Here is a 12394-nt window from a genome sequence, read left to right on the forward strand (position 1 = left end):
ATTTAAAAGAGTTAATTTAAATGTTTAAACATTTTTTCATACTTTATGAATGTAATTAAAGGTATAAAGTAAAAAATATTTTTTAAATTTCTGTTAATTGTTATCATTTCAGTAAAAACTATTTATTTTTCTATCATAATAAGCTATAATGGAAAAAAAGATCAATGTAAACATTATCATTATTTATGGGAGGGGTTGTTATTATGGTCAAATGTCCATTTTTAAGTACTCATGATGGAATTGTAGAGTGCTTTGAAAATTGTGCATTTTATAATTTTGAGGATACAAAAGGGGAGTGTCCTTTTAAATCAATTAAAGGAAACGTTAACAGTAAAGTGAGAAGGATGGATTATAATTATTATGTAAATCCCGAGGAGGATATCTTAGATTTTGATGAGGAATATAGAAAAGTAGGATATCTATAAAAAATTAATAAACATATATGAATTTTTATAAAAACCTCTAAATTTTTAGAAGATTCATTTATTAAGGCATATGAAAATAAATAGTCTAGTTATTTATTTAAATGTTCCTAAAGTAAGGGGTTGTGTATTATGGAAAGGACTCTGGTATTAATTAAGCCGGATGGAGTTAAAAGAAAACTTATTGGGGAAATTATAGGCTTTTATGAGAAAAAAAATCTCAATATAATTGCTTTGAAAATGCTCAGGATTAATAGAGAATTGGCAGAGGAACATTATAGCCAGCACAAGGGAAAACAATATTTTAATGAATTAATTGAATATATAACAGAGGATAAACTCTGTGCTATGGTGATAGAGGGTAGAGATGCAATAACTATTGTGAGAAATATTAATGGGAATAAAGATCCTAAAATTGCACCTATGGGAAGCATTAGAGGCATTTATGCCAGTGACACTACAAAAAATTTGGTTCATGCATCAGATAATATGGAAAATGCAGAAAGGGAAATAAAAATATGGTTTCCAGAGTTTGAAATTTGTTAGAGATAATATTAGAATAAAGTAAAGGTATTTTATAATGCCTTTACTTTTTTATTTTTGAAGATATTTGGAGGTAATAAATATGAAAAAGCCCCGAATTATTAAAATGTTTGGTTATATGTATGAACTTAATAAACGTAATTTAAGAGTATATAGAGTTCCAAGGAGAATTCCTAAAGCTGCTCCAATTATAGAAAATTCTATTCATTGGGTAGGACATGCTACTACAGTTATAAATATGTATGGAAAAGTTTTTTTAACAGATCCTGTGATGGGAAATCTTGGACACCTAAAACGACTTGTAGATCCATCCATAGATTTAAGTAATATTAATAAACTGGATTATATACTTATAAGTCATGGACATATGGATCACTTAAATTATAGAGCACTGAATAAGCTGAACAAAAAAGCTACAATTATTGTTCCTAAGGGAATAAAAAGCATGCTCAGGCTGTTAGGCTTTAAGAATGTGCATACTTTAAGTGCAGGTGAGGTATACAAGGATAAAGCTATTACAATTAGAGCTATAGAGGCAAATCATGTAGGAAGAAGATATCCTGGCTTTGGCTTTGGAAACAGCAATTCTTATATAGTACAGCATAGGGATAAGAAGGTATTGTTTGCAGGGGACACAGCCTTTACAGATATATACAAGGGAATCACTGTAGATGCGGCCATAATGCCGGTTGGATGCTATAAACCTGATGAATTTACAAAAATGCATTGTACACCTATGCAAAGCTATGAAATGTTTAAAATGATGAATTCAGGAATAATGATACCAATTCATTATAAAACTTATATTCTAGCTCAGGATGAAGATAGGGAAACTGAAAATACCTTAAATAAGATAAATGATAGTACAATAAAAATTATTGATATAGGTGAGACTGTAAAGATATAAAAAGTATAAAAATTTGTTATCTTCCTAATAATATTTAATATATTCCAAGGGAGGTAACAATAGTGAAAAAGAGTTTAGTTACAATTTTATTTTTATTTCTTATGTTAAATACAATAATTCCTGTCTATGGAGAAGTGAATTATAGTAACAGAGGAGATGTTTTATCTAAAAATCATAATTTATCAGCTGGAGGTTTTGTTCATCCTATACTATCTATAGAAACTGTTTTAGAAAAAGATTTAGGTTTTAGTAAAGAAGAGATTCAAAAATCAAAAGCTTTAGGGGAAAATGCCTTTGACTTAGCTAAAAAAAATGGCATCACTAAAGAACAGCTCAAGGATAGTATAATAGAAGTAAAGTGCAGGAAAGTAGATGAAGTATTTAATAAAGGTATTATTACTACAAAACTGTCTAATATGATGAAAAGTATTATAAAATCCAGAACTGAAAAATGGGACGGAAGTTTTTGATATTATATTAAGGCATATTCAAATAAATAACTAGTCAGTATGCTATCCTATTTTGAATCCTACTGCGTCAGCAGAACCCTCAGATAGTACAACTATCCTCGGAACCTGCTTCCTTGTTGGATTCAAAATATTCGTCGCATCTTTGACTTACTATTAATTTTCATATGCCTAATATATTTTTGGGGGGATAAAGTTTGAAATTCAAGAAAGTTGATAATAAGTGGATAGTGAGAATTGATAAGGGAGAGGAAATTATTTCTACATTAAAAAAATTCTCTAAAGACAATAATATAAAATGTGCCTTTATAAGCGGAATTGGAGCTACTGATAAGATACAATTAGGTGTATTTGATGTTAAAAAGAAAGCCTATAATTTAAGAGATTTTTCAGGTGATTTTGAAATTACATCTCTTATGGGCAATATTACAACTCTAGATGATGAGGATATCTATATACATTTACATGCAACTATTGCAGATATACAGTGCAATGCTCATGCAGGACATGTAAAAAGTGCCTATGTAAGTATAACTTCCGAAATACTTATAGATGAAATAGAAACTGAAGTTGGAAGAGACAAGGATCCGGATTTGAAAATTAATATATTTAAATTCTAATAAAAATTTTTGTATCAAAAGCTGCCTTAAATTCATAGTATATAACAATGAATTTAAAATTGGGCATTAAAGAAGATTAATAAGTCAAAGGTATTAAATAAATATAATGACTGGGTATTTCTTTATCGTGCCAAGGAGGTAGCTATGAAAAAAAAGATATTTTATTTCTGTACTTTGCTTTTATCTATGATTTTAATTGCAGGGATTTTCACAGGCTGCGGCAGCAGCAATAAAACTTCCCTTAAAAAAGTACGATTAAATGAAGTAGCTCGTTCAGTATTCTATGCTCCTATGTATGCTGCCATAAGTCAGGGATATTTTAAAGAAGAAGGACTTGATATTGAGATTAGTACTGGCCAAGGGGCAGATAAAACCATGCAGCAGGTAATAAGCAGAAGTGCAGACATAGGTTTTTGTGGACCGGAACAGTCAATTTACATTCAAAATCAAAATAAAGAAGACTATCCTGTAGTTTTTGCACAGCTTACTCAAAGAGACGGATCTTTCCTAGTGGGTAGAAAAGACGAGAAAAATTTTGATTGGAGTTCTGTTAAAGGTAAAACCATTATTGGTGGAAGACCTGGGGGAGTACCAGAGATGACACTGGAATATGTGCTTAAAAATCATGGTATAGATCCTAAAAAAGATGTGAATATAATAACCAATATAGACTATACTGCTACTGCAGGTGCCTTTAAAGCAGGAACTGGTGACTACGTGGCACTTTTTGAACCTACAGCAAGTATTTTAAGACAGAGTAATTCTGGATATATTGAAGCCTCTGTTGGAGCTTCTGCAGGACCTATACCTTACACCTGTTATTTTACAACAAAATCCTATATGGATAAAAATCCAGATGTAATTCAGAAATTCACAAATGCTATTTATAGAGGGCAGAAATGGGTGAATAGCAATAGTGATGCAACGGTAGCTGAAAACATTAAATCATTTTTCCCTGGAACTGATGTAAAACTTATAGAACAAAATGTTAAAAACTATAGAGCTGTAAATGCCTATGCACCAAATCCTGTAATACAGGAAGCAGATATAAACAGACTTATGGATATAATTCAAGGATATCAAAGCAGTTTGATTAAACAGAGACCAGCATTTAATAAGCTTGTAAATACTGACTTTGCTAAGAAGGCTGTGAAAGAGATTAAGTAAATGCTTTCATGATATATTTTCAAATGAGGTGTACATCTTATTGATGTATTTATTATAGGGTTTATATAGATACAAGTTTTGCTGGATAAATTTATAGATAATGAAACAGAGTACCATGAAAATTTGTTGAGATTAATAAATTTTCATGGTGCGCTGCTATATTTCAATGATATATAGTATTAATTCTTTATATTTTACTATACTTCAATTTATAGATAAATATAAAATCTTGTTAGCACTTTATTAAAATTTAATTGAAATTTCTACAAAAATAAAAACAATAGTAATATTACGATTCAAAGAGAATACTTGATTCTAAAATGTACTCTTTTTTTGAAAAAGCTTATTGTGCATATAAATAGTTTTATAGTAAAAATCCAATAAATGTTGTGATGCTTTATCCCAGCTATTTTGTTCAGCTTCTTGCCGAGCATTCTTTTTCATAGTTTGTAACAGTTCCTTGTCATCTAACAGCTTTATTGCATTTTTTATGCTTTTCAAATCCTCATTTTGAAAGATTAATCCATTCTCCATATGTCTAACCTGTTCAATTTTTAGCAGGATTATTAACAGCTATTTCTATACATCTTACTGTATCCTCAATATTTAAAAATGCTCTTGTCTGTCCTCCTTTACCATATACAGTCAAATCATATCCAACTGCTGCTTGAATTAGAAATCTGTTTAAGGCTGTGCCATAAACCCCATCATAATCAAATCTATTATTTAAAATCGGATCAATCATGGTCTCCTCAGTACGTAACCCATATACTATACCTTGATTTAAATCAGTAGCACGTATATTCCAAATTTTACATGCAAACATAATATTATTACTGTCATGAACCTTTGATAGATGGTAAAACGATCCTGGCTGCTTAGGATATGGCAATCTATCCTTACGACCTTTGTGCTCTATTTCAATAAACCCTTCTTCTATATCGATATTTGGATTCCCATATTCACCCATGGTTCCTAGTTTAATTAGATGACAGTCAGGAGCAAATTCCTTGATTGCATATAGTACATTTAGATTTCCTAATACATTGTTAGATTGAGTATAAACTGCATGCTCTCTATCTATCATAGAATAAGGTGCGGAACGTTGCTCTGCAAAGTGAATGAAGGCCCCTGGATTAACTTGACGGAATACCTCACTTAAAAAATCATAGTGATTTAAATCACCTATGTAGATTTTTATTTTATTTTTTGTAAGTTATTTCCATTTATCTACTCTTTTTTCTAAGGAGGCTATTGGTGTTAAAGAGTTAGAACCTAATTCTTTATCGATCTTCCTTCTCACTAAATTGTCTACAATGGCTACAGCATGTCCTTGCTTTGAAAGATAGAGTGCTGTTGGCCAGCCGCAAAATCCATCTCCTCCTGCTACAATTATATTCATAACTTTACCTTATCTTCCTCCATCTATATTATCTATGTTTACCATAGATATGTTTTATTCAATAGTGATATTACTTGTAAAACTAATCATTTTATCGCTACTCTTTTTTTTTATTATATTTCATGAAGATTAAAATTATATTAAAGTTATGTTGAATAAGTGGCTTTTTTATTAAATAAATAGTTAATTATTCAACGATTTTATCCCTAATATGGTTGTATTCTATAAGTGTTAATATTATCATTACAATATCAAAAATTGTTAATACAATAAGCCATAGCGAATGCCTAATTGTATAATGATATATTTGATATATAATAAATAGAGCTAAAGAAAATATAGTAAGTGGATAGGCGAACATCTTTTTATTCCATAACAAAATAACAAGAACTAATTTTATCATCCCATGAGAGATCAAATAAAAGACAGCAAAATGTTGAACACTTAAATTAAATCCTAAACTTGATTTTACAATAAAGTTTGCAATGGTATCTCTTGGATTTTTTGATAATTCATGCTGCGTTAATAAAACAACTATTCTACTTATTCTATGTGGATTTAAGAATGTCAGTAAGATTCCACCTGTAATTTGTAGTATTGAATCAATTCCTTTTAATAATATTCCGATTTCAAAACTTTTATGGAGTATATCATTTTCTTTATTGATTTTCTTACTTTCTAATAGCTCATTGTTAAGCATCATTATTTATTCTCCTCAACATTATATTTAACTTTAGTTTTAATATATTACTTATTTGATATTCATGTTTTACCAAGAATTCATTAAAATATCATTAAATTATCATTAAAATTTTGGTAACATTGAAATATACTTTTTTATGCGGCAGGCTTTCTTTTACTCTAATTTATTAATTCTTTTCATATAAAATAATGGATTGAAAAGAATAGTATAATATAATTTCTGCATAAATTAAGTAAGCCCTATAAAATATTACAATATAACGAGTATTTTTAATAAATATTTTTCGTACAAATTACTTTAAGTGAATCACAATCATAATTAGAAACAGCGGAGGAGACATATTTTTATGAATTTAATATTTTATTTATTAGCAATAGGTATAGGTGTTATCACTGGCGGTATGACAAGTCTTATAGGCGCTAGTGGAGTTATGATTATAGTTCCTATTTTAACTATGTTCTTTAAAGTTGCTGTTCATACCGCAATAGGTACAAGCCTTTTTGTAGATGTTATAGCTTCTTTAACTGTACCTTATTTTTACTACAAGAATGGCAATATAGACCTTAAATCAGGTGTTTGGATAGCTTTAGCTTCTGTTATTGGAGCTCAATTAGGTGCATCATTTGCAAACAAAATGGATCCTCTAGCTTTGGAATTTTTTTAGTTATTGGAGGTCTATCGATGTTTTATAATAGCTTTAAAAAGAAAAATAATTCATTGGATACTGTAAGAGGATTTATTCATTTTAAAAGAGAATGGCAAAGAATATTAGTAGTTATAATAACAGGATTAGGTATAGGAATATTAAGTGGACTGTTTGGAGCTGGTGGTGGAGTTATGATACTTATGTCTTTAATAATATTAATGTCATTTCCACTTCATAAAGCTATAGGTACTTCTACTCTTATAATGTCTGTAACGGCTTTTTCTTCTGCTGTAGGTTATGCGGCTAGAGGTAATATCAGCCTTACATTAGGTAGCTTCTTAGCTGTGGGAGCAGTCTTAGGTGGAATTTTAGGTTCTCGTTATGCTAACAAGGTTAATGAAAAGACTTTACAAAGTGCTGTGATATAATGATACCTCCTGTAATAAGCATTAATGCAGTAGAATTTACTATCCCCAATACAGATCCTGCTATAGATGCAACAGCGGCTGAAAATATTAAATCATTTTTCTATTGAACTGATGTAAATCTTATAGAACAGAATGTTAAAAATGTGTCTATTAAACCAGATACACTACGACTTGTTTTTACTATGTTAAAAGAATATTAATACATATTTAAAATAATATCTACATTGTAGCCAGTAATTTTAATGAAATTTTAATTTAGAAATATCAATATAGAAATGTATATTGGCAACATACATTTATAGATAAAAAACACATTCAGACTTAGCACTGGCAGAAATACCGTTACTTTTGTTGTTCTTAAAATAAATTAAAGATGTAATTAGAAAGAGGAAAACAAACATATTAGTAAAAATATAGGATGATAATGAGTACTATAACCTTTATGGAGTAGATAAATATCTGAAATATAACCATGCTATATCTTCTGTGTGTAGTAATTTATAAGACTTATACGCAGCCAAAAATAATATTTGCATAATGAAAAATACTTAAAGTGAAGTAAAAGATTTATCTAAAACTATGATTAAGTTTTTAAATGAAATGTTATGGAATATTTAAAATAGGACAGGAGATGTTGGTCTATGTTTATCCAAACTCATATGTTAATAGCTAAGCATATTAACAAAGTCATCCAAGAAAATTTTAATATCATGATAAATTTTAATGGTTTTAGATATGGAAGTATTAAACCAGATATAGATCCTAGAATGATATCAATACCACATTATAAAAATGATTCATTAGAAAATTTCATGTCACTATAGCAACGATTAATGATAAAATGCTTTATTTAATTGTCATAGAAATTATATTTTATAAAAATCAGGGCTTTTATAATACAATAGAGAAATATTAAATCAAATACAAGTACCTCAAATTTTCTATTATTGTTCATTAACAAGAGTAGAAATAAGTTTGCGTTATTTTTGGATACCGCCCAAATCTAGTGTGGACTTTGCAGTGTACAAATTAATGAATGCAATTGGAGGAAATAGCATATGAATAAACCTTTATCTGACACCATGAATAACACACAGCGCGTCTTTACTAAGGTTCCAGAAATTACGGTCTACTTTTGGATTATTAAAGTGTTAACTACTGGAATGGGTGAGGTAACATCCGACTATTTAGCCCACCAGATAGATCCGGTGATTGCGGTAGCTCTCGCAGGAATTGGTCTAGTAGCCTCGTTAGTACTGCAGTTCTTAGAACGCCGATATGTAGCATGGATCTACTGGCTAAATGTCGTTATGGTAAGTGTTTTTGGTACAATGGCTGCTGATGTTTTGCACGTTGGGTTTGGCATTCCATATATTGTTTCAACTATATTATTTGTGGTGGTATTGGCAATTATCTTTGTAACCTGGTATGCGAATGAGAAGACTCTGTCTATGCATAGCATCTACACTCGCCGTCGTGAGCTTTTTTATTGGGCCACTATACTGACCACATTCGCACTGGGAACGGCTGCCGGGGACATGACTGCGGCAACTATGCACTTAGGGTATTTCTTTTCAGGTGTGCTGTTTGCCATCTTGATTGCTATCCCGGCTTTTGCCTACTGGCTGTTTGATTTTAATAAAATTTTTACATTCTGGTTTGCCTACATAATTACACGCCCGTTAGGTGCCTCATTTGCAGATTGGATAGGGGTTCCCTATAATCGCGGCGGTCTTGGACTTGGAACTGGAGCAGTTAGCTTGGGATTAACAATTATTATCCTTTGTCTTGTTGGCTACTTGGTGATTACCCACAGGGATGTCAAAGCTATTGATGAGGATGATAAGATTCAATATTAAATTTTATATTCTATTAAAAATTTTATCGTGTTTGCCATTTCTATAGAACATTCTTTCTTATGAACTTATTATACATATTTTCCTATGTATCTATTTTTAGAAGAGAATAATAGAAATCAAAAGTATCTTTTAGCAACCCCAACTGCTAGTATTTATGCATCCTACATAATAGTTGAAACGGGTAAACCTGTAATGGCTTAATGAAGTAAGAGAACCTTATGGAAAGATAAAAAGTATTTAATTTAGAGAGATACAATTTTTAATGTTATTAAAAAAAATAATAGGACATTGATAGAAAGACGTGTGAGAAATGAATTTATTTATTTTTTGTATAGTAGTATATGTTATATTACCTAATTTGTATTATAGAAAATTCTCAAAAAAAATAATAAAAAAAGTTTCATCGAAAGAAAAAGTAGTTGCTCTTACTTTTGATGATGGACCAGATCCAAGATATACTCTTGATTTACTTGATGTACTCAAACAGAATAATGTAAAATGTACTTTTTTTGTTCTTGCGGAAAAAGCACAAAAATATCCAGAAATAATTAAACGTATTGAAGAGGAAGGACACTATATTGGACTTCATTCTTTAAAACATATAAATGCTATCTTTAGATCTCCTAACAAAATTGAAGAAGATTTTTTAAAATCAATAAAAATAATGAATGAACTCGGGTTAGAAATTAAATTTTTTAGACCGCCTTGGGGTATGTTTAATCCTGTAACGTTTTATTATGCTAAAATAAATAATTTGAAAGTTGTACTATGGTCAATACATGCTATGGACTGGAGCAGATGGGTAACTGTAGATTATATTAAAAATAAACTTATTAACAATGTGAAATCTGGAGATATAGTATTATTACATGATGGAAGAGGTGCTCAGCAATCTCCATTAAAAACAATTAATGCTTTAAAATTTGCTTTGCCTTATTTAAAAAGTAATGGTTATAGGTTCGTTATGATTAATGAAATATTTTCTAATTATTAACTATATAAAAATGGACGTGGAGTAAAAAACATAAGCTTTAAATTTTATGACACTCACGATGGTATTAGGCCTTATGATAATTTAAATTGTTTTGAATCATCTGTAGCTATGTGATAAATAATTAGAAAAATACTGCAGAAGACTCAAGATATTAAATTGGCAGACCATAAAAAATGTATGATGATAATGAACTTTTGACTTAAGTTAGTTTTTTAGTTTTTACTAAGATTTAATACTATTTTATAATTAATAGCATTGTTATATTGTTCATCTGTTATATAATTGTTTTCCTTCATTTTTTCCAATATTAAATTTCTTCGCTGTAAAGTATTATTCAGATGTTTTATTGGATCATAATATTCAGGATTATTAGGTATAGCTACTAATAAGCATAATTGTGAGAGATTTAGTTGACGACAGTCTTTGTTAAAAAATTTTCTGGCAGCTGGATTAATTCCATAAGCACCGTTACTAAAATTAATATCATTAATATAAAACTCTAATATTTGATCTTTTGAGAACTTTTGTTCTAATTTAATGGCAATAAACATTTCCTCTAACTTTCTATCATAGCTTTTATCAAAATTTAAAAATACATTTCTTGCCAATTGTTGGGTAATAGTACTCCCACCTTGGGTTATTTCTCCACCATTAGCAAAAAACGAATACATGGCTCTAAAAACAGCTTTTATGCTTACTCCACCATGTTTATAAAAGTTTGTATCTTCAATAGCAACAAAAGCATTTTTTACATAAGTGGGAATTTGATTAGATTGTAAATATGATGAATTAATATTATTTAAAGAATTTGCTTTATTTTTAAAAGTATCTTCTGAACAATTATTTACTTTTATAGTTGCATCTTTATATAAATATGTAACAGTTGGCCAATATTTAAGATAAATAAATCCACTGAAAATGATTAGCAATGTAAAAATACTTAGAAATAAATGCATTATTGATTTTTTCACCTTAGTTTTTTTCTTTTTCATTTAAAGTATCCTTTCGTAAAACTAAATTTCTCTTTTGTAAAATTGTGGAAATATCATTCTGTTTGTTTTATATAGAAGTGCTATAAAGAATTATATTTGTTCTTTATAACTTGAACTTGTTCACCATAATTAATAAGATTGCCATTATAAATAATTACTATTCTATTACACATAAGTTCAATTTCAATCTGTTATATTTATATTAAATACATGTAAGATTAAAATTAGCTTAAAAAATGTTAAAAGAATTTTTTGCATATATTTTGTTTAACATTTTAGTTTTTATAATAGCTTTTAATTTAATGTAATTTTAATCTTGAGTATCCATAATGAAAAAACATTATATCAAAGATATTTATAAAAGAATATCTTAAGAAAGCAAATTTAATTGCTGCTATAATAATATCTATTATTATAGGAATAGTTATATTTGATAGAGAAAAGAAAAATGGAGGCAATAAAGAAGATGATGTCATTAATACAGAATCTTGATAATTCTATTCTCTTGTATATAGAGAATAATATGCATGGACATATAATGGATAGGACTATGGTTATTATAACTTCTTTAGGTAATTGGGAAATCATATGGATTATAATATCTATTTTATTAATGATTAATAAAAAATACAGGAATATAGGTTTTATGACTTTAGGAGCTTTATTATTAAGTACAATGCTAGGAGATGGGATATTAAAACATATTGTTCAGCGGGCAAGACCTTCAGCAGATATACCGGCGGTTAATCTTTTGATTTCAAAACCGTTATCTTATTCTTTTCCATCAGGACATGCTGCTTCTTCATTTGCAGCTGCAGGAGTATTAGCAAAGTATTTCAAAAATTATACACTTGAAATTTTCACATTAGCTTTTTTAATAGCCTTTTCAAGATTGTATTTATATGTTCATTATCCTACAGATGTTTTAGCTGGTATTATTCTAGGATTAATATGTAGTAGAATAATAATTTATATGTTTAATAGAGTAAATCAAGAAGATATTATAATTTCTGTGTAAAAAAGAGGCGATTATATATACTTATTATGGATGTAAAAGAGGTTAGGAAAGATGAGTGGGGGGGTGACTTTGTTACAAAGGAAAAAGAGGCTGATACTTATCCTGTAATTGGATATAGTGTTGTTAATGTAGAAAAACAAAAATGTGGTGACTATAAGGGCATTATAATAAATGATGGAGGTTCAGCTATTAGAATCAGGTGAAACGTAGTGGACTACTTTTCATT

The 12394-nt window shown here is 29.1% G+C and carries 16 protein-coding genes and 1 pseudogene; 12 read left to right on the plus strand and 5 right to left on the minus strand.

Going from position 1 to position 12394, the window contains the following annotated elements; all coding sequences use genetic code 11:
* The first annotated feature begins 203 nt into the window (after positions 1 to 203).
* The 6 genes from ABF633_RS04905 to ABF633_RS04930 all read left to right on the plus strand — a co-directional run bounded on the left by ABF633_RS04905 (position 204) and on the right by ABF633_RS04930 (position 4126).
* Entirely contained in the window at positions 204 to 425 is a 222-nt protein-coding gene (locus ABF633_RS04905) for a hypothetical protein (protein WP_415522529.1), read from the plus strand.
* A gap of 129 nt (positions 426 to 554) precedes the next feature.
* Positions 555 to 968, plus strand: coding sequence for a nucleoside-diphosphate kinase (ndk, locus tag ABF633_RS04910; protein ID WP_415522530.1), 414 nt, complete (start codon positions 555 to 557; stop codon positions 966 to 968).
* Positions 969 to 1047: 79 nt separating this feature from the next.
* A complete protein-coding gene (locus ABF633_RS04915) occupies positions 1048 to 1872 on the plus strand; it encodes an MBL fold metallo-hydrolase (RefSeq protein WP_415522531.1) in 825 nt (274 codons plus the stop codon).
* 62 nt (positions 1873 to 1934) lie between these two features.
* Positions 1935 to 2342: a hypothetical protein gene (locus ABF633_RS04920; RefSeq protein WP_415522532.1), complete on the plus strand. Its 408-nt coding sequence runs from the start codon at positions 1935 to 1937 to the stop codon at positions 2340 to 2342.
* A 194-nt stretch (positions 2343 to 2536) separates the two neighbouring features.
* Positions 2537 to 2959, plus strand: a complete 423-nt coding sequence (locus ABF633_RS04925; RefSeq protein ID WP_415522533.1) for a PPC domain-containing DNA-binding protein — start codon at positions 2537 to 2539, stop codon at positions 2957 to 2959.
* 144 nt (positions 2960 to 3103) lie between these two features.
* Entirely contained in the window at positions 3104 to 4126 is a 1023-nt protein-coding gene (locus ABF633_RS04930; RefSeq protein ID WP_415522534.1) for an ABC transporter substrate-binding protein, read from the plus strand.
* A gap of 315 nt (positions 4127 to 4441) precedes the next feature.
* On the opposite strand, the gene ABF633_RS04935 is transcribed toward ABF633_RS04930, so the two are convergent.
* The 4 genes from ABF633_RS04935 to ABF633_RS04950 all read right to left on the minus strand — a co-directional run bounded on the left by ABF633_RS04935 (position 4442) and on the right by ABF633_RS04950 (position 6231).
* Positions 4442 to 4660: a glycosyltransferase gene (locus tag ABF633_RS04935; protein ID WP_415522535.1), complete on the minus strand. Its 219-nt coding sequence runs from the start codon at positions 4658 to 4660 to the stop codon at positions 4442 to 4444.
* Between the two features lie 13 nt (positions 4661 to 4673).
* The gene (locus tag ABF633_RS04940) at positions 4674 to 5327 is read right to left on the minus strand and encodes an NAD-dependent epimerase/dehydratase family protein (RefSeq protein ID WP_415522630.1); all 654 of its coding nucleotides are present in this window, start codon (positions 5325 to 5327) and stop codon (positions 4674 to 4676) included.
* A 15-nt stretch (positions 5328 to 5342) separates the two neighbouring features.
* Entirely contained in the window at positions 5343 to 5528 is a 186-nt protein-coding gene (locus ABF633_RS04945) for a hypothetical protein (RefSeq protein WP_415522536.1), read from the minus strand.
* 187 nt (positions 5529 to 5715) lie between these two features.
* Positions 5716 to 6231, minus strand: coding sequence for a DUF2127 domain-containing protein (locus ABF633_RS04950; protein WP_415522537.1), 516 nt, complete (start codon positions 6229 to 6231; stop codon positions 5716 to 5718).
* Positions 6232 to 6661: 430 nt separating this feature from the next.
* Here ABF633_RS04950 and ABF633_RS04955 point away from each other — a divergent pair.
* From ABF633_RS04955 to ABF633_RS04970, 4 genes and pseudogenes are all read left to right on the plus strand, one after another.
* Positions 6662 to 7305, plus strand: a pseudogene (locus ABF633_RS04955) (sulfite exporter TauE/SafE family protein).
* Positions 7306 to 7964: 659 nt separating this feature from the next.
* Positions 7965 to 8129 carry a hypothetical protein gene (locus ABF633_RS04960; RefSeq protein WP_415522538.1) on the plus strand — a complete coding sequence of 55 codons (165 nt, stop codon included), beginning with the start codon at positions 7965 to 7967 and terminating at the stop codon, positions 8127 to 8129.
* Positions 8130 to 8363: 234 nt separating this feature from the next.
* A complete protein-coding gene (locus ABF633_RS04965) occupies positions 8364 to 9164 on the plus strand; it encodes a hypothetical protein (RefSeq protein ID WP_415522539.1) in 801 nt (266 codons plus the stop codon).
* Between the two features lie 310 nt (positions 9165 to 9474).
* A complete protein-coding gene (locus tag ABF633_RS04970; protein ID WP_415522540.1) occupies positions 9475 to 10158 on the plus strand; it encodes a polysaccharide deacetylase family protein in 684 nt (227 codons plus the stop codon).
* A 212-nt stretch (positions 10159 to 10370) separates the two neighbouring features.
* Here ABF633_RS04970 and ABF633_RS04975 read toward each other — a convergent pair whose 3' ends face one another.
* Entirely contained in the window at positions 10371 to 11150 is a 780-nt protein-coding gene (locus ABF633_RS04975) for a transglycosylase domain-containing protein (protein ID WP_415522541.1), read from the minus strand.
* Positions 11151 to 11598: 448 nt separating this feature from the next.
* Here ABF633_RS04975 and ABF633_RS04980 point away from each other — a divergent pair, with 448 nt between their 5' ends.
* Together ABF633_RS04980 and ABF633_RS04985 are read left to right on the plus strand one after the other, a co-directional pair.
* Positions 11599 to 12168 (plus strand): phosphatase PAP2 family protein, encoded by a 570-nt coding sequence (locus tag ABF633_RS04980; RefSeq protein WP_415522542.1) that lies wholly within the window; start codon positions 11599 to 11601, stop codon positions 12166 to 12168.
* A gap of 26 nt (positions 12169 to 12194) precedes the next feature.
* A complete protein-coding gene (locus ABF633_RS04985; protein WP_415522543.1) occupies positions 12195 to 12371 on the plus strand; it encodes a hypothetical protein in 177 nt (58 codons plus the stop codon).
* Positions 12372 to 12394: the final 23 nt, after the last annotated feature.

Source organism: Clostridium sp. (genome assembly GCF_047718555.1).
In the GTDB taxonomy this organism is placed as follows: Bacteria; Bacillota; Clostridia; order Clostridiales; family Clostridiaceae; genus Clostridium_I.

Excerpts from the sequence above, each read along its gene's own strand:
- ABF633_RS04905 (WP_415522529.1), top strand. The coding sequence starts at position 204 with ATGGTCAAATGTCCATTTTTAAGTACTCATGATGGAATTGTAGAGTGC.
- ndk (WP_415522530.1), top strand. The coding sequence starts at position 555 with ATGGAAAGGACTCTGGTATTAATTAAGCCGGATGGAGTTAAAAGAAAA.
- ABF633_RS04915 (WP_415522531.1), top strand. The coding sequence starts at position 1,048 with ATGAAAAAGCCCCGAATTATTAAAATGTTTGGTTATATGTATGAACTT.
- ABF633_RS04930 (WP_415522534.1), top strand. The coding sequence starts at position 3,104 with ATGAAAAAAAAGATATTTTATTTCTGTACTTTGCTTTTATCTATGATT.
- ABF633_RS04935 (WP_415522535.1), bottom strand. The coding sequence starts at position 4,660 with ATGGAGAATGGATTAATCTTTCAAAATGAGGATTTGAAAAGCATAAAA.
- ABF633_RS04945 (WP_415522536.1), bottom strand. The coding sequence starts at position 5,528 with ATGAATATAATTGTAGCAGGAGGAGATGGATTTTGCGGCTGGCCAACA.
- ABF633_RS04950 (WP_415522537.1), bottom strand. The coding sequence starts at position 6,231 with ATGATGCTTAACAATGAGCTATTAGAAAGTAAGAAAATCAATAAAGAA.
- ABF633_RS04960 (WP_415522538.1), top strand. The coding sequence starts at position 7,965 with ATGTTAATAGCTAAGCATATTAACAAAGTCATCCAAGAAAATTTTAAT.
- ABF633_RS04965 (WP_415522539.1), top strand. The coding sequence starts at position 8,364 with ATGAATAAACCTTTATCTGACACCATGAATAACACACAGCGCGTCTTT.
- ABF633_RS04970 (WP_415522540.1), top strand. The coding sequence starts at position 9,475 with ATGAATTTATTTATTTTTTGTATAGTAGTATATGTTATATTACCTAAT.
- ABF633_RS04975 (WP_415522541.1), bottom strand. The coding sequence starts at position 11,150 with ATGAAAAAGAAAAAAACTAAGGTGAAAAAATCAATAATGCATTTATTT.
- ABF633_RS04980 (WP_415522542.1), top strand. The coding sequence starts at position 11,599 with ATGGAGGCAATAAAGAAGATGATGTCATTAATACAGAATCTTGATAAT.
- ABF633_RS04985 (WP_415522543.1), top strand. The coding sequence starts at position 12,195 with ATGGATGTAAAAGAGGTTAGGAAAGATGAGTGGGGGGGTGACTTTGTT.